The sequence below is a fragment of the Nocardia sp. NPDC004260 genome (assembly GCF_053603155.1).
Genome location: NZ_JBSGEZ010000025.1, coordinates 39,572 through 61,186, shown reverse-complemented (window position 1 = coordinate 61,186; position 21,615 = coordinate 39,572). Strand labels below are relative to the sequence as shown.

Below are 21,615 nucleotides of genomic sequence, written 5' to 3'. Positions count from 1 at the left end.
AGGCGATCACGAAAACGGCCGAGGCGGTCGCACCACACCGACGAAGTTCGTGCGATGGGTGACGCCACGCCTCGGCCGCCATTGCGACGAGCGGCTCAGCTGACGGAGACGCTGCCGCCCTTGGGCAGATACCCGATCTGCTCCACAGGCAGCTCGCCGACCACGGAACCGGTGCAGTCCCTTCCGGAGTACAGCGTGACGGCACGATCGGTGCTGTTGACGACGGTGATCTGGAACGTGGTGTAGAAAAGTCCGTCGGTGTTCAGGCAGCCCACCGGATCCGCGTGCAGTTCGCCGTTGATCCCCAGCGTGCCGACCGCGGCCTGCGCCGTCCCCGCCGACAGCATGGCCGCGGCCCCCGCCAGGGCCAGCGCACCGACAAACCCAGCAGTACGAATCATTCGTGCCTCCAGTTCTTTTCGATGTCGACCAACCCCGAAGCCGACGTCTGGTGAAAATGCGCCTGTGATTCTGTCACGAGTTCCAGCATGACGGAACCGTGCTGGTCAGACGCACGGCAGACACGGCACCGCCCGGCCGGGCACCGGTGGCGCCCCGCCGAGCGGGATCGCGATCAGGCGACAGCGCCCTCGGTGCGAAGGGCCTTGACCTCCCGGCGCACCCCGAACGCCACGATGATCTCCACGAGACCGACGATGATCAGCCACACTCCGGCCAGGAGGGCCAGCGTGGCCACCGACTGCACCGGCCAGACGATCAGTACGACACCGGCCGCCGCGGTGACGACCCCGAAGAACACCTGCCACCAGCGTCCCGGCATCTCCGGTTCGGAGATGCCGGCCACCAGCAGCGCGATCCCGCGAAACAGCCAGCCGATGCCGATCCACAACCCGAGCAGCAGCAACGAGGCCAGTTCGTCGCGGAAGCAGAACACGCCGATCACGATGGACACCACGCCGATGATGAACGCCAGCACCCGCAGGCCGGTGCTCGCCGGTGCGGCGAAGGCCGCGACCAGCTGCAGGAAGCCGGTGACCACCAGGTAGATGCCGAAAACGATGCCCGCCGCCGCCAGAGTGATGTCGGGCCAGACCAGGATCAGGATGCCGAGGATCACCGCGAAAACGCCGGTCAGCAGGATGGTTTGCCAACCACGGCGGGCAAGAGACTGCAGGGGACCCTCTACCACGCTGTTTGTCGTCATTCCCTGATGCTATAGCCGCTCGACATGAGTTTTCTGGACATTTGCCGAGCAGGATTCCCTGTGGTTTTCCGGTAGGCGCGACAACGTTGCGCGGTGTGCACGTTTCGCTGTTCGAACGTCCGGGTAGTTATCCCTTAGTGACTCTTCGTTGGCGCCCCTGGGGTGAACGGGTGGGTCGGGGTTCGGTGAGACTCGGGTGGCTAGGAGAAGAGGGTGGCGGTTCTGCTCGTGTTGCAGGCGCGTGGGCTGGGTGATCTACTCACCGCGGTCCCGGCTCTACGTGCGCTGCGCCGGGCCAAACCGCACGATCGCATCGTCTTGGCGGCACCGCTGCGACTCAAACCGATCGTCGATCTGATCGCCTCGGTCGACGCCTTGATGCCGACCGCCGATCCGAGCGGCTTCCGCTGGGACGCGCCTCCCCCCGAGTTGGCGGTCAATCTGCACGGCTCGAGCGCCGAAAGTATCGTCACGCTGTCCAAGACCCGGGCCGAGCGCATTCTCACCTTCCGCAATCCCGCGTTCCCCGAGTTGCCCGGCCCGGAGTGGGAACCGGACATGCATCAGGTGGACCGCTGGTGTCACCTGCTGGAGTACGACGGCATCGGCGCGGATCGCCGCAACCTCGGACTGGTTCCGCCGGTGTCGACGACCAGCCGCCGCGACTGCGTGGTTGTGCACGTCGGCGCGGGCGCACCGGCTCGCCGCTGGCCGGCGGACCGGTTCGCCGCCGTTGTCCAGCACCTGCTCGCCGTCGGGCGAGAGGTGGTTCTCACCGGGGACGAATACGAACGCCAGCTCGCGCTGGGCATCGCCGCGCGGGCGGGCCTGCCCGTCGGCCGAGTGCTCGCCGGGCAGCAGAACCTCATCGATCTGGCCGCCACCGTCGCCGAGGCCGCCCTGGTGATCTGCGGAGATACCGGCGTGGCGCATCTGGCCACAGCGTTCGGCACCCGCACCGTCCTGTTGTTCGGCCCGACGCCGCCGCGGTGGGCGGGTCCGCCCGCGCACCTGCTCGGCAGGCACGCCGTGCTGTGGACCGGCCACGTCGGCGATCCGGACGCCGACACCCCCGACCCCGGCCTGTTGCAGATCGGTGTCACCGAGGTGATCAACGCCGTCGACAAGCAGCTGAACAAGCGCAATTGGCCCGGCACGGGTACCGACCGCCGTAAGACGGCCTATCGACGCGTGGGATGACAGGCGTTCGGTGCGGTCAAGCCGCCGCGGTCAAGCGTTCGCCGTCGCGGCGGTTTTGAGGGCCGCGGAATAAGCGGCGATCGCACTCGGCCAGAACTGCTCGAGGTAATCGCGGGCGTCGGCGAGACCGCGCGGGTCGAGGGAATACAGCCTGCGGTTGCCGTCCGGCCGCATCATCACCAACCGCGCCTCGCGCAGCACACGCAGATGCTGTGAGACCGCCGAGCTGGTCACTCCGAGTTCTCGAGCGAGTTCGCCGACCGAGCGCGCGGCCTGCGGCAGGGCCTCGAAGATCGCGCGGCGCGTCGGGTCCGCCAGCGCCGTGAGGGCACGAACTCCATTAGTCGCCACTCACACAGTGTGCGTATTCAGCTTTTCGCCGGTCAACTATCGACTCGGCATCGTCTTCCCAGCTCGCATAGGAATCTGGCGCCTTTCGTTACCTTTCCGTGACCGGCGAGCTGGGTTTTTCCCTGGCCGTGACGGTTGCCACAGGATTGCGGATGCCCGAGACGGCTCCCGTACGTTCGACGCATGCCCGTGACCTTTCCGTTACCGATCCGTCGCGCCGCGACGCGGTTGCGCCGTGACCGCGCCGCCGCCCGCGTCGCCGCCGCCGCCGCGGTCGTCACCGCCTCCTTCGGCATCGTCGCCGCGGCGCAGCAGGACGAGGACACCGACGCGTCCGCCCGTCTCGTCGCGGGGAAGATCGCCTCGGGCGAGATCCGCCCAGCCGAGGGCATGGCTCGATTCGCCGTCTTCACCCCGCCGACCGGTCCGGCGCCGCAGGCCGCCCCGACGCCCGCGCCCTCGGACGTGAACCGCATCGCGCGGAACTTCGCCCGCCCCATGACCGTCCGGCCCGCAGCGGGCGTGCTCACCTCGAATTTCGGCGCGCGCTGGGGCGCAATGCACGCGGGCCTGGATTTCGGCGACCCACTCGGAGCTCCGATCGCCGCGGTCACCGACGGCGTGGTGATCGAGGCCGGTCCCGCTTCGGGCTTCGGCCTGTGGGTGCGCGTGCAGCAGGACGACGGCACCATCGGCGTCTACGGCCACGTGAACGACATCCTCGCCACCGTCGGCCAGCAGGTCCGCGCGGGCGACGTCATCGCGACGGTCGGCAATCGTGGCTACTCCACCGGCCCGCATCTGCATTACGAGGTCCGTCTGCCCGACAGCACGCCCATCGATCCGCGGCCCTGGCTGGCCGGGCGCGGTATCGACGTCGGGTATGCGCAGGAGGACTGATCTCGCGAACGGACCCGGCGACAGCGCCGTCGCCCGCGAGGGGCCGCGAACGCAACGACGCGTTCGCGGCCCGCTTCTTTCTCCAGGCGGGCCGGGCGCGACGGCCCGCGATCTCGCCGCGGGATCACGTCGTGTGAGCCGACGGGACGAGCTGTGACCAGCGAGCCGGGGCACGACCTATGCGGCGGCATGTGCGTCTGCGGTACCGACCGATCGTGTCGCCCGATACCCGGGTACTAGGCGCGAATAGCGCCGCGGCGGGACGCCCTCCGGCGTCCGTGATTTCTACGTTCGGTCCATGTCCACAACATATTTCGCCACCGCGCCCGAAGACGGGTCGCGGGCGAGCGCGAAGACGGCGACGCGCGGGCGACTGCATCGGCCACTGCTGGGCACGGTCGCCGCGATGACCGCGCTCGTCCTGTTCTCCCTCGCGGCGATGCCGATCGACGACCGCACGCTGCTCGGCGAATCGGTCTGGCTCAAGCCGATGAAATTCGGCCTGGCGTTCGCGCTCTACAGCCTCACCCTGGCGTGGCTGCTGTCGTTGCCGCACAAGGGCAGCCGGGTCACCTGGTGGCTGGGCTCGGTGTTCGCGGTCACCGGATTCATCGATGTGGGATTCATCGTGCTGCAGGCCGCACGCGGCACGTTCAGCCACTTCAATACCGAGGACGACCCGGTGAACTCGATCGGGCAGATGGTCTTCGCCTCCGGCGTGCCCGGCCTGTTCCTGGCCAACCTGCTCATCGTGCTGATCTTGTCCTGGCAGCGTTTGGTGGACCGCCCGACCGCACGCGCCGTCCACGCCGGACTGGCACTGGCCGTGGCGGGCATGGCCCTGGGCTACCTGATGGGCTTCACCGGCAAGCAACTCGTCCGCGACAGTGACGGACGAATCGTCGAATTGGCCGCGGGGCACACGGTGCTGTCCGGCGCGGGCGATCTCGCCGCACGCGACGCCGTGCGCGGCATGCCGATCACGCACTGGAGCACGGTCGGCGGTGACCTGCGCGTTCCGCACTTCGTCGGGCTGCACGGCATCCAGGTGCTGCTGCTGGTGGCCGTCGCGCTCGCCTGGCTCGCTCCCCGGTACCGCTGGCTGCGCTCCGAACGCGCCCGCGCGGCCGTCGTGGGTGTGCTCGCGGCGGGCTACGCCGGCCTGCTGGCGCTGGTCTTCTGGCAGGCGATGCGCGGCCAGTCGCTGGTCCACCCGGACACCGCCACCTGGTCGGCGGGCTGCGGACTCGCCGCGACCGTCCTCGTGCTGCTCGCCGCGGTGTATCTGCGCCACCGCGACCGCGCCGCACACCCGAACCCGGCGGAACCGGTCAGCGCAGACGTTCCGCGTCACGGGTGAGCGCGACCAGCGTCTTGCCGAGCACGGCCAGCTCATCGGGCGTCGCCCCCTCCGCGATGGCGGTGGCGACGTCCTCGGCGGCGCAGCGGGCAGCGAACCAGCGATCGGCCAAGTCGGCGGCCTCCTGGGCACTGAGTACCACCGCGTCGTCGGGAATCCCCGTTCCCTTCAGACTGTTGCGGTGTTCGTAGGCGCGTTGGCGACAGGACTGGCGGCAGTACCGGCGACGGCGGCCGGCCTCCGATTCCACGATCTCCCGCCCACACCACTGGCAGGACAAGCGGCGCGACATGACGCAGAACACTAATAGCTCGCCATCCGCGGTCCGCTCAGCGACCCCCGGCGAATCACCCGCCATCGGGCGCGACGAGTCCTGTGCGACGCGGGCACTACAATGGAACGGTTCACCGCGGCCGCGTCGGGAACTATCGGCGCAGGCCCGATCGTTGTACATCAGGTCCGGCGGGTGCCCCGCGCACTCGCGCGGACACGGTCGCAGCGCACGAAGACTCGAGCACACAGGGAGAGGCACACCATGGCAGATCGCGTACTCCGAGGCAGTCGGCTCGGAGCGGTGAGCTACGAGACCGATCGCGACCACGACCTGGCTCCGCGTCGGATCGCCCGGTACCGGACCGACAACGGCGAGGAATTCGACGTTCCCTTCGCCGACGACGCCGAGATCCCGCCGACCTGGCTGTGCCGCAACGGCCAGGAGGGCGTGCTGGTCGAAGGCACCAGCCAGGAGACCAAGAAGGTCAAGCCGCCGCGCACGCACTGGGACATGCTGCTGGAACGCCGCAGCAAGGAGGAGCTCGAGGAGTTGCTCAAGGAGCGCTTGGAGCTGCTCAAGACCCGCCGCCGCGCCTGACGGTTCGCGAATACGGAAACGGCCGCCGCATCGTCCGGATGCGGCGGCCGTTCGCTGTGCGCGTGGTCGTGCGGGTCAGTGACTGGCCACCTTGCGGTAGCGCAGCAGCGCCAGCGGCACGGCCACCACGAGGATCGCCACCGAGCAGGCCGCCGCGTATTCGACGCTGTGGTCGGCGGCCCAGCCGCTGGGCGGGACGAAGGTGGGCGGCGACTCGTTGTCGAACAGCTTTCGTCCCGCCGCCGAGACCGCGGTGATCGGATTCCACTCGGCGATCGTGCGCAGCGGACCCGGCAGCGTCTCGGCCGAGATGAATGCCGAGGAGATGAACGTCAACGGGAACAGCCAGATCAGCCCGGCGCTCTGTGCCACTTCGACGGTCGGCGACATCAGGCCCGTCAGCGCGCCGACCCAGGACATCGCGAAGGCGAACAGCAGGATCACCGCGAACGCCAGCACGGCGTCGGAGACGCTGCCGTGGATGCGCCAACCCACGATGTACCCGCACCCGACCATCACCGCCAGGCTGAGGATATTGACCACCAGGTCCGACAGCGTGCGGCCCATCAGCACGGCCAGCCGCGACATCGGCAGCGCGCGCATCCGGTCGATGATGCCCTTCTGCAGGTCCCCGGCCAGGCCGACCGTGGTGAACGCGGCGTTGAACGCCACCGTCTGGGTGAAGATGCCCGCGAGCAGGAATTCGCGGTATTGGCCGCCGCCCAGCGAGGCGCCGAAGATGTAGGCGAACAAGAACACGAACATCAGCGGTTGGATCGTGGCCGTCACCAGCAGCGTCGGCACGCGCAGAATAGTGAGCAGATTGCGGTGCGCGACGATCGCGCTGTCCCGGAACAACCGCAGCCGCGGGGCGGAATTCGGTTGCGTCGCGGCCTTTTTCGGCTCCTGTTCCGCCTTCGGGGCGGCCTCCCCAACGATTGCCGTGCTCACGACATGATCTCCTCTTGTACGTCGTCGGTCTCCGGTTCCGTGACGGTCGCTCCGCTCGGTTTGCCGGTGAGGGAAAGGAATACGTCATCGAGGCTCGGCCGGTGCACGTTCGCGTCGACCACGCAGACGCCCGCGTCATCGAGCCTGCGCAGCGCCTCCACCATCGTGCGCGAACCGTCACCGACCACCACCGATACCTCGTCGGTGCCCGCCTCGTGGCCGGGCTCGCCGACGCCGACCTGCGCCAGCACGGCCAGCGCGGGCGCGGCGGCCTGTCCGGCGGCCAAGGTGACGGTGAGCCGGTCACCGCCGATCGAGGTCTTCAGTTCGTCGGCCGAGCCGCGCGCGATGACCTGCCCGTGATCGATGACGGTGATGCGGTCGGCCAGCAGGTCGGCCTCTTCCAGATACTGCGTCGTGAGCAGCACCGTGGTCCCGTCGTCGACCAGGTCGCCGATCACCCGCCACATGTCCAGCCTGCCGCGCGGGTCCAGGCCGGTGGTCGGCTCGTCCAGCACCACCACGGCGGGGCGGGCGACCAGCGCGCCCGCGAGGTCCAGCCGCCGAGCCATGCCGCCGGAGTAGGTTCCCGCCCTGCGGTGCGCGGCGTAGTCGAGCCCGAGAGCGCCGAGCAGTTCGGTGGCCCTGGCGGTCGCCTGCCGCGGCGACATTCCGTACAGCCTGGCCACCATGCGCAGGTTCTCGTAACCGGACAGATTGGCGTCGACGGCGGCGTACTGGCCGGACAGGCCGATCCGTTTGCGCGCCGCCGCGGGATCGCGCAGTACGTCGACGCCCGCCACGCGCACCGACCCGGCGGACGGCTTCAGCAGCGTGGTGACGATCCGCACGGTCGTCGTCTTGCCCGCGCCGTTGGGGCCGAGCAGGCCCATCACGGTGCCCGTGGGAATTCGTAGGTCGATCTCGTCCAGCACCCGGACCCGGCCGTAGTTCTTCACCAGGCCGGTCACTTCCACCGCGAAACTCACCTGTGCGTCTCCTTCGTCTCCAGCCACCTCCGCAGCACCGGCCCGATCACCGCCAGTGCCTCCGGGGTGGTCATCGCGGAGTGCGCGCAGCGCAGCTCGTGGTCGTGGACGGCGCCGGTGACGTACGGCTCCCAGGCGTCGGCGCGCCGGTCGGGATCGGCCCGGTTGATCGGGTCGTCGCCCGCACTGAAGAACAGGAGGTCGCCGTCGAACGGGCGGGGCCGGAAGCTGTGTGCGAGCACGGTGCCGTTGGCGTAGCCCGCGTAGAGCCGCTCCAGATGCTCGACGGTCAGCGCCGCGAACGGTCCGGACCGGGCGCGCAGCAGTTCGGCCGCCTCCCGCAGACTCATGCCGGGATCGATCTCCGCGCCGAGTTCGTCGCTGCCGAACTCCCCGACGATCTCGGCGACGCTCGGCGTCGCCTGGTCGAGCAGTTCGTCGGACAGGCGGTAGCTGTCCATCATCGACAGCAGCGCGACTTCGTCGCCCGCCTCTTGCAACTGCACGGCCATCTCCTGTGCGATCAATCCGCCGAGCGACCAGCCGAGCAAGTGGTAGGGCCCCTCGGGCTGGATCTCCTTGATCGCGGCCACGTAGTGGCTCGCGGCCTCGTCGATCGACGCGTAACCGTCCCGCCCGGCGGCGTGCGGCGCCTGCAACCCGTACACCGGCCGGTCCCCCGGCAGGTGCGCGAGCAATCCCGAGTAACACCAAGCCAGACCGATCGCCGGATGCACACAGAACAGCGGCGCCCGGCCGGCCACGGTGCCCGGCCGGATCGGCAGGACCGGCGCCAGCATCGCCGCCACCGCGGCGCCCGAGGTCGCGCCCGCGTCGTCCAGCCGCGCCGCGATGGCGGCGGGCGTCGCGTCGCCGAACATCAACTGCACCGGCAGGTCGATGCCCGTCTCCCGCACGTGCGCGACGACTTTCGTAGCCAGCAGCGAGTTGCCGCCGAGTTCGAAGAAACCGTCGTCCGCGCCCACCGACTCCACACCGAGCACCTCGGCGAACGCCGCGCACAGCGCCTCCTCCGTCGGGGTGGACGGGGCCCGATAGCCCTCACCCGCGGTGAACACCGGCTCCGGCAGCTTCGCCCGATCCAGCTTGCCCACGGGGCTCAGCGGAACCTCGTCGAGCAGCATGATCGATTGCGGCACCATGTAATTCGGCACCAGTCGGGCCACATGCCCGGTCAGCTCGGCCGCCGTGAGCGACACTCCGTCGCGCGCCTTCACGTACGACACCAGCGCTGTCGCGCCTGCCGGGGTGCGATGCCCGATGGTGGTGGAGAACGCCACCCCGCCGTGGCGCGCGAGGGCGGCGTCGATCTCGCCGAGTTCGATACGAAAGCCGCGGATCTTGACCTGATGGTCGGTACGGCCGACGTACTGGATCTCCGGCGCGGCGTCCGCCGTCGACCCGTGCTCGCGTGACCCGGCCCACCAGCGCACCAAGTCGCCGGTGCGGTACATCCGCTCCCCCGGTTTGCCGAACGGGTTGGCGACGAACCGCTGCGCGGTCAGACCAGGACGGTTCAGGTAACCGCGGGCCAGCGCGTCACCGGACAGGTGCAGCTCGCCGGTCACCCCCAGCGGAGCCGGATGCAGCCGCGCGTCCAAGACCGCCGCGTTGACACCACGAATGGGTCCGCCGATGGTGATCGGCTCGCCGGGCGTCATCGGCTGCGACATCACCGTGACGATGGTGGTCTCGGTCGGGCCGTAGACGTTGTACAGATTGCGGCCCGGCGCCCACCGGGTTACCAGGTCCGGCGGCAATGCCTCACCGCCGACCAGCACGTGCTGCAACTCCGCGAGACCATGCGGGTCGACCGTGCCGAGCGCCGAGGTGGTGATGAACGCGTGCGTGATTCCCTCCGCGGCGAAGACCTGCCGCAGTTCGTCGCCGCCGACCACGCCGCTGGGCGTGATCACCAGGGTCGCCGCGCCGCCGAGGGACAGCAGCAGGTCGAGCATCGCGGCGTCGAAGCTCGGCGTGGCGAAATGCAGCACCCGGCACCCCGGCTGGACGTCGAACCGGTGGGCGGTCTCGGCGGCGAAATTCGACAATCCACCGTGGGTGACCATCACGCCCTTCGGCGTACCGGTAGAGCCGGACGTGTAGATCACGTACGCGGGATTGTCGATTCGCAGCGGGGCGAGGCGCTCCGCGTCGGCGATCGGCACGTCCGGCGCGGCGAGCACCAGGCGGCGGAACGCCGGGTCGTCGAGCACGATCCACTCCGCGCCCTCGGGCAGCTCGCCGCGATAGCCCGCCAGCGTGATGCCCAGTGACGCACCGGAATCCGACAGCATGTGCGCGATGCGCTGCCGCGGGTACAGCGGGTCGACCGGCACGAACGCCGCTCCGGCCTTGGCCACCGCGAGCACCGTCGCCACCGACTCGATCGACCGCGGGATGCCGAGTGCCACCAGCGTTTCCGGGCCGACGCCACGGGTGATGAGTACGCGCGCCAGCCGGTTGGTCCAGCGATCCAGGGCGTCGTAGGTCACCTCGGTGCCGTCGGCCACCAGGGCGATGCCGGCCCGGTCGACGCTCGCCGCCAGCTCGAACACTTCGGGGAAGGTGATCGGCCGGTCCGGTTTGGCCCCGCGCACCGGAGCCAGCCCCGACCACTCGGCGGGATCGAGCACCTCCAGATCGCCCACCGCGGTGGTCGGGTTCGCGGCGATCGCGGCCAGCAAGCGGGCCAGGCGCTTGCCGAGCCGCTGCGCGGTCGGCTCGTCGAACAGGTCACTCGCGTAGTTCACCGCCACCGTGATGCCGGCCGGATCACGTTGCGCGGTCTGCGTTTCGGTCAGGGTGAATTGGAGATCGAACTTCGCTACCCCGGTGTCGATGTCGGCCGCCTCGATGCGCAGCCCCGGCAGGTCCAAGCCGCCGACCGGCTCGTTGCGGACCGAGAGCATCACCTGGAACATCGGATGGTGCGCCTGGGACCTGGCCGGGTTGAGCACCTCCACCAGACGTTCGAACGGCAGGTCCGCGTGGGCGAAGGCGTCCAGGTCGGTTTCGCGCACGGCGTGCAGCAGGTCGGTGAACCGGGCGCCCGGGTCGATCCGCGTGCGCAGCACCAGCGTGTTGACGAACATGCCGACCAGCCGGTCCAGCGCGGGATGGCCGCGACCCGCGATCGGGGTGCCGACGGTGATGTCGTCGGTGGCGGTCATCCGGTGCAGCAGCACCGCGAGCGCGGCGTGCAGGACCATGAAGATGCTGACATTGTTGCTGCCCGCGATCATCTGCAACTCGCGGTGCGTGACCGGGTCCACCGCGCACTCCACGGTGCCGCCCCGGTAGGACGGGGCGGGTGGACGCGGCCGGTCGGCGGGCACGGTCAGCAACTCCGGGATGCCGTCCAGTGTGTGCCGCCAGTACTCCAGCTGCCTGGTCACCGCCGAGTCCGGGTCGTCCTCGCTGCCGAGCACCTCCTGCTGCCACAGGGTGTAGTCGGCGTATTGGACCTCGGGCTCCGCCCACTCCGCCGCGCCGCCCGCGCAGGCGGCGCGGTAGGCGACGGCGACGTCGGCGGCCATCGGCTCGAGCGACCAGCCGTCCATCGCGATGTGATGCACCACGACGACGAGCACGTGCTCCGCGGGCTCGCCGCTCTGCACCGAGATCAACGCCGCGCGGATCGGAACGGTGGTGGCCAGATCGAATCCCGGTGCGGCGAAACGACGCGCGGCGGTCTCGACCTCGTCCGGGCGCACCGTCATCCGCGACAGCGAGATGGTCGCCTCGGCCGGGTCGAGTACGACCTGCGCGGGTTCGCCGTCGGTCTCCGGGAACACCGTGCGCAGGGTTTCGTGTCTTGCTTGCACCGCGTGCAGTGCGGAGACCAGCGCGGCGACATCGAGGGCACCGGTCATACGAAGCACGAGCGGGACGTTGTAGGCGCCCGACGACTGCCCGGCGCCCGACCCGGCGTTGAACCGGTTGAGGAACCACAGCCGCCGCTGAGCGGCCGACAGCGGGATGCGCTCGGGGCGCTCCCGGCGCACCAGCGCCGGGCGGTCGGCATCGGACGCCGCGCCCGCCTCCAGCAGCTCGGCGAGCCCGGCGACCGTCGGCGTGGCGAACACGGTGCGCACGGCGAGCCGTACGTTCGTCGCCGCGGCCAGCCGCGCGACGAGCTGGGTCGCCAGCAAGGAGTTGCCGCCGATGTCGAAGAAGCTGTCCTCGGCGCGCACGCCGTCGGCCCCGATCAACTCACCCATCACCGCGGCCACCAAGCGCTCCGCGTCGGTCCGCGGCGCACGGCCGGACGAATCCCCGAGCAACTGCGGTTCGGGCAGTGCGCTGACGTCCAGCTTGCCGACCGGAGTCAGCGGGATGGCGTCCAGCACGGTGAGCGAGGAGGGCACCATGTGCGTGGGCAGCCTGCCCGCGACGAAGGCGCGCACCTCCTCGGTATCCAACCCGGCCGCCCGGTCGGCGGGCTGTACGAACGCGACGATCCGGTCGGCGCCGGCGATGCGGCGCACCTCGGTGTACGCGAACCGCACCGAGGGGTGTTCGCCGAGCGCGGCGGTGACCTCGCCGAGTTCGACCCGGAAACCGCGCAGCTTCACCTGGTGGTCGCTGCGCCCGAGGTAGACCAGCTCGCCTGCGGCGTTCCAGCGCACCACGTCACCGGTCCGGTACATCCTGGCGCCCGCGGGCCCGCACGGATCGGCCACGAAACGCGCTGCGGTGAGCCCGAACCGGTCGAAGTACCCGCGCGCGAGGCCGTGCCCCGCGAGGTACAGCTCGCCGGGAACGCCGACGGGCACCGGGCGCAGTCGCTCATCGAGCACCAAGGCCCTGGCTCCGCGCACCAGGCTGCCGATCGTGATCGGATCGCCGACGCGGATCGGGCGGGAGATCGTGATGACCACGGTGGTCTCGGTCGGCCCGTACACATCGCACAGCACACGTCCCGGCGCCCAGCGCGCCACCAGATCCGGCGCAACCGCCTCGCCGCCGACCATGAGCGCACGCAGATGTGGCAGCGGCCAGCGTTCGTGGTCGATGGTGGCGAGCGCGGCCGGGGTCATGAAGCCGTGGGAGACGCGCTCGCGTTCCAGCAACGCGGCCAGCTCGTCGCCGCCGTAGATGTCGGTCGGGCAGATCACCATCGCCGCGCCCGCGCCCAGCGCGATGAGCAGATCCAGGATCGCCGCGTCGAAACTCGGCGTCGCGAAGTGCAGTGTGCGGGAACGCTCGTCGACGCCGATGCGGTCGCGGATCTCGTCGGCCAGGTTGGACAGACCGCCGTGGGTCACCGCGACGCCCTTGGGCGTTCCGGTCGATCCGGAGGTGTAGACCAGGTAGGCCAGATCCGCCACCTGGTTGGCGCGCGAGCGTTCGTGGTCGTGGATCGGCGCGGCGTCGTGGCCCTCGAGTTCGGCGGCGAATTCGGGACGATCCAGTAGCAACCACTCGATGTCCCGCCCGGCCGGGGCGGCCGCGCGCAGCTGCTCCGCGTGCGCGGTGATCGTGACGCCGGTCGCGCAACCGGAGTCGGCGAGCATGTGCCGGATGCGCTCGGCGGGGTACTTGGGGTCGACCGGGACGAAGGTCGCGCCTGCCTTCGTCGCCGCCAGCAGCGCCACCACCGAATCGATCGATCGGACCAGCCCGAGCGCCACCCGAGTTCCCGGGCCGAGTCCGCGCGCGATGAGTGCCCGCGCCAAGCGGTTGGAGCGCCGGTCGAGTTCGGCATAGGTCAGTGATGTCGTCCCCGCGCAGAGCGCCGTGTTGTGCGGGAACCGCTGCGCGGTGGCGGTGAAGTACGCGGCCAGCGTGCACGGCTCGGCCGCCTGCCCGCCCCGCGCCGGGGCGAGTGTGCGGCGCTCGTGATCGGTCCGCGCGTCGACGTCGCGGATCGGCACGCGCGGGTCGGCGGTGACGGCGGTGAGCACGCGCAGGAATCGGTCCGCCAACGTCTCGATCGTCGTCGCGTCGAAAAGTTCTGCGGCGTAGACGAACTCGTAGACGCTGTCGGTCTCGTCCGCGGCGGATCCCGGTGCGCCGGTGTCGTTCGCGACCCGCAGCTCCAGGTCGAACTTCGCCAGCGCGATGTCCAACGGCTCCGCGCGCAACACGAGGCCGGGCAGTTCCAGGGCGGGCACCAGACCGTCCTGCACGCTCAGCGCCACCTGGAACAGCGGATGACGGCCCGTGGCGCGGGCCTCGGCGCCGAGTTCGTCCACGATGCGCTCGAACGGGATGTCGGCGTGCGCCAGCGCGGCCAGCTCGGTATCCCGGTCGACGCGCAGCAGATCGGTGAAGCTGCGGTCCGGATCGACGTCGGAGCGCAGCACCAACGTGTTCACGAACATGCCGACCAGTTCGTCGAGCTTGGTGTCGGTACGCCCCGCCACCGGGGTGCCGATCACGATGTCCCGACCGCCGGTGACACAGCGCAACAGCACCGCGAACGCCGAACGCAGCACCATGAACTTGCTGACGCCTCGATCGCGAGCCAGCGCGGCGAGCCCGCGCCGCACCTGCTCCGGCACCGTGAAACGCACCGTTCCGGCCTGCTGCGTCGGCTCCTCGGGCCGCGGCCGGTCATAAGGCAGCGGCAACTGGTCGGGAATATCGGCCAGCGCGGTGCGCCAGTACTCCAGTTGGGTCGCCGCGACGCTGTCCGGATCGCCTTCCGAGCCGAGGCAGGCACGCTGCCAGAGCCCGAAGTCGGCGTACTGCACCGGAAGCGGCGTCCACGACGGCGCCGCACCCTCGTGCCGCGCCGCGTAGGCGGCGGCCAAGTCCTTGGTCAGCGGACCGAGCGACCAGCCGTCGGCGGCGATATGGTGCAGCACGACGCCGAGCAGGTAACGCTGCGGGGAGGTGCGCAACAGCGACAGACGCAGCGGCGGCTGCCTGGTGAGATCGAAACCGCTGTGCGCCAGAGCTTCCAGCGCGGCCTTCGCGCCGGAGTCATCGATGTCGGTGACCACCACCTCGGGCACCGCCCGCTCGACCGGCAGCACCACCTGCTGCGCGCCGTCGGCGTCCTCGGGGAAGACGGTGCGCAGTACTTCGTGCCGCCCCACCACGTCGGTGATCGCTTCGCGTAGCGCGGGCACGTCCAGATCGCCGGCCACGCGGATCACGAAAGCGATGTTGTACGCACTCGATTCGGGCGCGAATCGGTTGATGAACCACAAACGCTGCTGCGGCAGCGACAATGGAATGCGTCCCGGACGCGGCGTCTGCACCGCCAGCGCCTGCCGCTGCGTCCGGGGCGCTCGGTCCAGTTGCTCGGCGACTCCCGCGACCGTCGGCGCCTCGAAGATCGACCGCACCGGCAGCTCCACACCGAACTCCGCGTGCAGCGCGGCGGCGAGCCGGGTGGCCAGCAGCGAGTTGCCGCCCAGATCGAAGAAGCTGTCCTCGGCTCCGGTCACCGGACGTCCGAGCACCCCGCCGAACACGCCCGCCACGCCCAGCTCCAGTGCGGTGCTCGGCGGACGGGACATCGCCGCGGCCTCGAACACGGGCTGCGGCAACGCCTTTCGGTTCAGCTTGCCCGCCGGCGTCACCGGGATCTCGTCCAGCACCGCCACCGACGCGGGCACCATGTAGCCGGGCAGCCGCTGCCGCGCGGTCTCCAGCACGGCCCGCGCCTGGACCGGCCGATCGGCCGTCACATACGACGCCAGCCGGACCTGGCCCTGCTCGTCGGCGTGCACCACGGTGAGCGCGAACCGGATGCCGGGATGCAGGCGCAGCACGTTGTCGATCTCGCGCAGTTCGATACGGAAGCCGCGGATCTTGACCTGATCGTCGGCGCGCCCGAGGAACCGCAGCTGTCCGGACCGCTCCATGACGACCAAGTCGCCGGTGCGGTACATCCGCTCCCCACGCCTGCCGTGCGGGTTGGGCACGAACCGCTGCGCGGTCAGGCCGAAACGGCCGTGGTAGCCGCGGGCGACGCCGGGACCCGACACGTACAGCTCGCCCGGCGTGCCCGGCGGCACCGGATGCAGGCGACTGTCCAGCACGAACAGACGCATGCCACGCACCGGCGCACCGAGCGGCACCGGCCGACCCGGCCGCATGGGCCCGCTCGCGGTCGCCGCGACGGTGGCCTCCGACGGACCGTACATGTTGTGCATGCGATGCCCGGCGGTCCAGGTCTCGACGAGTTCCTCCGAGCAGGCGTCACCGCCGACGATGACCGTCTCCAGGTCGTCGAGCCCCTCGCTCGGCACGGTGGCCAGCGCCGCCGGTGTGACGAAGGCGTGGGTGACCCGCTCCTCGCGCAGCAGCGCGGCCAGCTCGGCGCCGCCGTACATGCCCGGCGGGGCGATCACCATCGTGGCGCCCGCGGCGAAGCCGAGCAGCAGCTCCAGCACCGAGGCGTCGAAGCTGGGCGAGGAGAAGTGCAGCGTGCGCGCCGCGTCCGAGACGCCGAACAGGTAGTTCTGCTCGCCGGCCAGGGAGGCGATACCGGCGTGGGTCACGACGACCGCCTTCGGCGTGCCGGTGGACCCGGAGGTGTAGATGAGATAGGCCGGATGGCTCACCCGCATCGGGTGTTGCCGCTCGTCGTCGGTGACCGGATCCGCCGAGTGACCCGCCAACTCGGCGTTCAGTTCACCCGAGCCGAGGACCAGCCAGTCGACCTGGGCCTTGCGGTGCCTGCCCCGCGTCGCGGGCAGGGCGGGCATGGCGGCGAGGCATTCGGGGTCGGTGATGCCGAGCGTCGCCCCGGAGTCACCGATCATGTGCGCGATCCGCTCGCCGGGGTAGCTCGGATCGATCGGCACATAGGCCGCACCGGTTTTGGCGACGGACCACACCGCGGTGATCGCGTCGAGCCCGCGCGGCAGCGCGATCGCGACGACCGTCTCGGGACCGGCCCCGTGCTCGATGAGCACGCGCGCCAGCGTGTTCGATCGCTCGTCGAGTTCGCGGTAGCTGGTGTCGACGCCGAGATAGCGAACCGCCACCGCGTCCGGCAGCCTGCGCGCGGTGCCGGACAGCAAGGTGGCCAGAGTGATCGACGGCTCGGCGGGCGCGCCCCCGATGGGCACCAGATTCTCGGACTCCCTGCGGTCGAGGATCGGCAGGTCGCCGACCGGCAGCTCGGGAGCGGCCACGCCGCCCGCCAGCACGGCGATGAACCTGCGGGCGAACGACTGCACGGTGGAGTGGTCGAAAACGTCGATCGTGTAGCCGAATTCGGCCGACAGCGGTCCGTCGCCGGAGTCGTCGTGAACGACCAACTGCAAGTCGAACTTGGCGACGTCCGAGGCGATCGGCAGCACCGCGGCGCGGACCCCGGGCAGCTCGATCCGCAGATCCGGCGCGTGGTCGTAGGACAGCATCACCTGGAACAACGGATGCCGCGACGGAGAACGCTCCGGGTTGACCACCTCGACCAGCCGCTCGAACGGTACGTCGGCGTTGGCGAAGGCGTTGAGGTCGGTCTCGCGCACCACGTCGAGCATCCGGTCGAACCCGGCCGCCGGGTCGACCGCGGTGCGCAGGACGAGGGTGTTGACGAACATGCCGACCAGGTCGTCGAGCGCCGGATCGGAACGACCCGCGATCGGGGTGCCGATCGCGATGTCACCGCTCGCGCACAGCCGCGACAGCAAGGTCGCCAGCGCCGCGTGCAGCACCATGAACATGCTCACGCCCCGGCCGGCCGCGAGTTCGACCGCCGCGCGGCGGATCTCGGCCGGAATAGTGAACTCGACCCGGCCGCCCACGGTCGACCTGTGCAGTGGGCGCGGGCGGTCCAGCGGTAGATCGAGTTGCTCGGGGAGCCCGGCCAGCGCCGTGCGCCAGTGGGTGAGCTGACGGCTGAGCGCGCTGGCCGGATCGGACTCGTCGCCCAGCAGTTCGCGCTGCCAGAGGGCGAAGTCGGCGTACTGCACCGGCAATTGCGTCCACTCCGGTTCCACGCCGTTCGCGCGCGCGGCCACCGCCGTCATCAGGTCCTTGGCCAGCGGTGCGATGGACCAACCGTCACCGCAGATGTGATGCAGCACGACGAGGAAGACGTGGCGCTGCGGGCCGGTGCGGTAGAGCGCCACCCGGATCGGAGCTTGGCTGCGCAGATCGAAGCCGTAGCCGGCATATTCGGTCGCCAGGTCCGCCACGTCGGCCGCTGTGACATCGATCGGGTCGAGCGTCAGCGGGATCGCTTCGGCCGAGTGGATCAGCTGGTAGGGCCCCTCCGGCGACTCCGGGAAGGTGGTGCGCAGGCTCTCGTGCCGTTCGATGACGTCGACCAGGCCCGCACGCAACGCGGCCACGTCCAGTGGGCCTTCCACCTCCACCGCGAGCGGCATGTTGTACGCGGCGGCGTGTTCGGAGAACCGGTTCAGGATCCACAGCCGCTGCTGCGCCTGCGACAGCGGAATCCGCTCCGGTCGTTCGGCGGGCGTCAGCCGCGGCGAGGCGACGTCGGTGGTCTGCATGGCGAATCGCCGGGTGAGCGCCTCGATCGTCGCGGACTCGAACAGGTCACGGATGGTCAGCGCGGTGCCGAGGGCGGCGTTGATCCTGGATACCGCCCGCGCGGCGATGAGCGAGTTGCCGCCGAGATCGAAGAAGTTGTGCTCGATGCCGACCTCGGTGTCGAGCACCTCGGTGAAGATGGCCGCGAGCACCCGCTCGACCTCGGTGCGGGGTTCGGTGATCGGCCGGATCGACCGCGTGCCCGGCGTGGGGACGGGCAGCGCCTTGCGATCGATCTTGCCGTTGGCGCTCAGCGGCAGCTCGTCGAGTTCCATCAGCGCGGAGGGCACCATGTAGCTGGGCAGCGTGCGCCGCAGTGCGGTCAACAGCGCGGCCGTGTCCAGCGGGGCATCGTCGTCGTCCTGCTTCGCCGCGACCACGTAGGCGACCAGCTCGTCGCCGGCGCGTCCGGTGTGCGCCACGCATACCGCGCGAGCCACCTTCGGGTCCTCGAGCAGTGCGGCCTCGATCTCACCGAGTTCGATGCGCAGGCCACGGATCTTGACCTGGAAGTCGCTGCGGCCCAGATATTCCAGCACGCCCGGCTCGGCGCCGGAGCGGCCGATCTGCCAGCGTGCCAGGTCGCCGGTGCGGTACATCCGCGCGCCGGGGGTGAAGGGGTCGGCGACGAATCGGTCGGCGGTAAGCCGCGGCTGTCTCAGGTAGCCGCGGGCCAGCTGGACTCCGGCGAGATACAGTTCGCCGACCACGCCGGGCGGAACGGGCTGCAAGCGGTCGTCCAGCACGTAGGTCTGGGTGTTCCACACCGGCGAGCCGATCGGCACGACGGCGGCATCGGGTGGGCACGCCCAGTAGGTGACGTCCACGGCGGCCTCGGTCGGACCGTACAGGTTGTGCAGTTCGGCGGCGGGTAGCGCCGCGTAGAACTCCCGCACGGCGGCGGCGGGCAGCGCCTCACCACTGCAGAACACCCGGTGCAGGCAGGCGCAGCCGCGTAGATCCGCCTCGGTGACGAACACCGATAGCATGGACGGCACGAAATGCGCTGTGGTGATCTGTTTTTCGGCGATGACCCGGGCGAGGTACGCCGGGTCGCGGTGCCCGTCGGGGGCGGCGATCACCAAGCGCGCGCCGACCTGCAAGGGCCAGAAGAATTCCCACACCGAGACGTCGAAGGTGGCCGGGGTCTTCTGCAGCACCGCGTCGTCGCGGCCGAGCGGATACTCGTGCTGCATCCAGCGCAGCCGGTTGACGATGGCGGCATGGGTCACGCCGACGCCTTTGGGCTTTCCGGTCGATCCGGAGGTGAAGATGACGTAGGCGAGGTGGCCGGGGCGCAGCGCGGCCGTGCGGTCGGCGTCGGTGACCGGCGCGTCGTCGAATCCGGAGAGCCGCGCGGTGTCGATGTCCAGCCGGGTGACCGTCGCGGGCAGCTCCACGTCGTCCCGGCTGGCGGTGAGCACGCACAACGGCTCGGCCTGACGCACGATCTGCGCGATCCGCTCGGCCGGGTGCTCGGTGTCCAGCGGCAGGTACGCCGCTCCCGCTTTCGTGATCGCGTACATGCCGACCACCAGGTCGAGGCTGCGGCGCAGGCACAGGGCGACCGTCGTATCGGGCCCGGCGCCGCGCGCGATCAGGAGCCTGGCCAGGCGGTTGGCGCGGCAGTCGAGTTCGGCGTAGGTCAGCGACTCGTCGCCGAACTCGAGTGCGGTGGCGTCCGGATCGGACCCGACGCGTTCGGCGAAGAGGCTCGCGAGGGTGCCCTCCTGCCGGGGCGCGGCGGTGGCGTTCCACTCGTGCAGAACCTGTTCGCGCTCGGCGTGGGTGATCGCGCCGAGCGACTCGGCAGGCACCGTGGGATCGGCGGCCAGGAAGCGGCCGAGGAAGTCCAGATAGCGTGCGTGGTGCACGCCGACTTCGGCCTCGCCGTAGAGGCGGGGATTGGCTTCGAAGTCGATGTGCAGGCGGCCACCCGCGCCGTTGTAGACGTTGACCGAGAGGTCTTCCACCGGGCCGGTGGCCAGCACGTGCATGGAGCCGACCAGACTACCGAAACGCAGCTCGTCGTGGAACAGCATCAGATTGACCATCGGGCCGAAGAATCCGCGCGCGTCGCGGGAGTAGCCGCTGTCGCGCCGGATGTCGTCGTGCCGGTAGCGCTGATGCCGCAAGGCGCCGGTGATCTGCAGCTCGGCCGCCTTCACCAGGTCGCCGATCGTGGTCGCCTCGTCGAAACGCAGGCGGATCGGCACGACGTTGGAGATCACGCCCGCCGAGCGGCGCAGCGACACCGTGGTGCGCGCCGAGACGGGCAGGCTCAGCACCACGTCCGCGTTGCCCGTCACCGAACGCACGTAGGTGGCCAACGCCGCGACCAACATCGCCGAGTCGGTGGTGTTCCACGCGCTGGTCGCCGCGTCGATCGCGGCATGCTGCTCGTCGTCGAGCACGGCGGTGGCCAGCCTGCGGCCCGCGTCGTGGGTGGCGGCGCCGAGCCGGGCGCCGCCGAGGCTCACCGGCTCGCCCACGCCCGACAGCTGCCCGGCCCAGTACTCGCGGTCACTGTGGAAACGGCTGGAATCGTGGTAGCGCGCCTCGTCGGCGTAGATCTCGGCCAGCGGCGTCGCCCGCGACGCGACCGGCTCGGTCCGGTTCTCCAGCGCGGTGTAGATCTCCGCGGTACGGGTGAGCGCGTTCATCGCACCGTAGCCGTCGATGACGATGTGGTGGGCGAACGAGTACCAGATGTAATGGGAGTCCCCGATCCGCAGAACCGCGTTGGAGGTCAGCGGATCGCGTTCCAGATCGATCGGCGAGCTCGTGTGTTCGTGCATCCAGCGCAGCGCCGCGGCGCGCGGGTCGGCCTCGCCGCGCAGATCGATACGGCGCCAGCCGGGCCGTGTCACCGGGTCGACGATCTGATACGGAGTGCCATCCACTTCCACCAGGCGGACTTGACCCACCTGGGTCTCGGCGCCGAAACGCTCGATCGCGTACAGCAGCCGCCCCTCGTCCAAGTCGCCGTGGATCTCGACGTACTGAGAGATCGTGAGCGGTACGTCGGGGCGAATCCGCTGCGCGTACCAGAGAGCTGTCTGCGCGGGTGACAGAGCAAACGGTTGGGCCGAGAATTCGCCGGATGAACATTGGTCGACGCGATCCGTGGCCAATGAACTCATCAATCACTCCGTTCTGCCGCTGTTGACGCAACTCCCCGAGCACCGTCCCAGCAAGCGCACGCGCGCCAGCCGTAGGACGTAATCCACGCCCTATGATTCGGAGCGTCGCATCAGCCGGATTGCCGACGTTTTGGATTTGTTTCACATCCAACGTCCTTGGCAGAAGGCCACTTTGGTTGGTTACATTTCCGCAA

11 protein-coding genes are annotated in these 21,615 nt (G+C 70.1%); 4 read left to right on the top strand and 7 right to left on the bottom strand.

Annotated features, from left to right (window positions below):
- Positions 1–95: 95 nt before the first annotated feature.
- Both ACWEO7_RS16670 and ACWEO7_RS16665 read right to left on the bottom strand, forming a co-directional pair.
- Positions 96–401: a hypothetical protein gene (locus ACWEO7_RS16670; RefSeq protein ID WP_452424199.1), complete on the bottom strand. Its 306-nt coding sequence runs from the start codon at positions 399–401 to the stop codon at positions 96–98.
- A 173-nt stretch (positions 402–574) separates the two neighbouring features.
- Entirely contained in the window at positions 575–1,165 is a 591-nt protein-coding gene (locus ACWEO7_RS16665; RefSeq protein ID WP_452424197.1) for an HdeD family acid-resistance protein, read from the bottom strand.
- 213 nt (positions 1,166–1,378) lie between these two features.
- Here ACWEO7_RS16665 and ACWEO7_RS16660 point away from each other — a divergent pair, with 213 nt between their 5' ends.
- Complete coding sequence (locus tag ACWEO7_RS16660; RefSeq protein ID WP_452424195.1) at positions 1,379–2,365, top strand: glycosyltransferase family 9 protein; 987 nt, start codon at positions 1,379–1,381, stop codon at positions 2,363–2,365.
- A 30-nt stretch (positions 2,366–2,395) separates the two neighbouring features.
- Here the strand turns inward: ACWEO7_RS16660 and ACWEO7_RS16655 are convergent, their stop codons facing one another.
- Complete coding sequence (locus tag ACWEO7_RS16655; protein WP_379251696.1) at positions 2,396–2,716, bottom strand: ArsR/SmtB family transcription factor; 321 nt, start codon at positions 2,714–2,716, stop codon at positions 2,396–2,398.
- Positions 2,717–2,899: 183 nt separating this feature from the next.
- Here ACWEO7_RS16655 and ACWEO7_RS16650 point away from each other — a divergent pair, with 183 nt between their 5' ends.
- Together ACWEO7_RS16650 and ACWEO7_RS16645 are read left to right on the top strand one after the other, a co-directional pair.
- Complete coding sequence (locus tag ACWEO7_RS16650; protein ID WP_452424193.1) at positions 2,900–3,616, top strand: M23 family metallopeptidase; 717 nt, start codon at positions 2,900–2,902, stop codon at positions 3,614–3,616.
- 298 nt (positions 3,617–3,914) lie between these two features.
- Positions 3,915–4,976, top strand: a complete 1,062-nt coding sequence (locus ACWEO7_RS16645) for a hypothetical protein (RefSeq protein WP_452424191.1) — start codon at positions 3,915–3,917, stop codon at positions 4,974–4,976.
- Here the strand turns inward: ACWEO7_RS16645 and ACWEO7_RS16640 are convergent.
- On the bottom strand, positions 4,948–5,268 hold the full coding sequence (locus ACWEO7_RS16640; RefSeq protein WP_355077663.1) for a hypothetical protein: 321 nt from the start codon (positions 5,266–5,268) through the stop codon (positions 4,948–4,950). The genes ACWEO7_RS16645 and ACWEO7_RS16640 overlap by 29 nt on opposite strands.
- Before the next feature lie 243 nt (positions 5,269–5,511).
- Here ACWEO7_RS16640 and ACWEO7_RS16635 point away from each other — a divergent pair, with 243 nt between their 5' ends.
- A complete protein-coding gene (locus ACWEO7_RS16635) occupies positions 5,512–5,847 on the top strand; it encodes an RNA polymerase-binding protein RbpA (protein ID WP_355077661.1) in 336 nt (111 codons plus the stop codon).
- Positions 5,848–5,922: 75 nt separating this feature from the next.
- On the opposite strand, the gene ACWEO7_RS16630 is transcribed toward ACWEO7_RS16635, so the two are convergent.
- The 3 genes from ACWEO7_RS16630 to ACWEO7_RS16620 form a co-directional block, all read right to left on the bottom strand.
- Positions 5,923–6,705, bottom strand: a complete 783-nt coding sequence (locus tag ACWEO7_RS16630) for an ABC transporter permease (RefSeq protein ID WP_452424259.1) — start codon at positions 6,703–6,705, stop codon at positions 5,923–5,925.
- Positions 6,706–6,794: 89 nt separating this feature from the next.
- Complete coding sequence (locus ACWEO7_RS16625; RefSeq protein WP_452424189.1) at positions 6,795–7,787, bottom strand: ATP-binding cassette domain-containing protein; 993 nt, start codon at positions 7,785–7,787, stop codon at positions 6,795–6,797.
- Complete coding sequence (locus ACWEO7_RS16620) at positions 7,784–21,421, bottom strand: amino acid adenylation domain-containing protein (protein WP_452424188.1); 13,638 nt, start codon at positions 21,419–21,421, stop codon at positions 7,784–7,786. Before ACWEO7_RS16620 ends, ACWEO7_RS16625 begins: the two co-directional genes overlap by 4 nt.
- Positions 21,422–21,615: the final 194 nt, after the last annotated feature.

What these genes read in the sequence shown, in the direction of transcription:
- ACWEO7_RS16640 (WP_355077663.1), bottom strand. Translation starts at nt 5,268, where the DNA reads ATGTCGCGCCGCTTGTCCTGCCAGTGGTGTGGGCGGGAGATCGTGGAA.
- ACWEO7_RS16650 (WP_452424193.1), top strand. Translation starts at nt 2,900, where the DNA reads ATGCCCGTGACCTTTCCGTTACCGATCCGTCGCGCCGCGACGCGGTTG.
- ACWEO7_RS16620 (WP_452424188.1), bottom strand. Translation starts at nt 21,421, where the DNA reads ATGAGTTCATTGGCCACGGATCGCGTCGACCAATGTTCATCCGGCGAA.
- ACWEO7_RS16670 (WP_452424199.1), bottom strand. Translation starts at nt 401, where the DNA reads ATGATTCGTACTGCTGGGTTTGTCGGTGCGCTGGCCCTGGCGGGGGCC.
- ACWEO7_RS16665 (WP_452424197.1), bottom strand. Translation starts at nt 1,165, where the DNA reads ATGACGACAAACAGCGTGGTAGAGGGTCCCCTGCAGTCTCTTGCCCGC.
- ACWEO7_RS16635 (WP_355077661.1), top strand. Translation starts at nt 5,512, where the DNA reads ATGGCAGATCGCGTACTCCGAGGCAGTCGGCTCGGAGCGGTGAGCTAC.
- ACWEO7_RS16645 (WP_452424191.1), top strand. Translation starts at nt 3,915, where the DNA reads ATGTCCACAACATATTTCGCCACCGCGCCCGAAGACGGGTCGCGGGCG.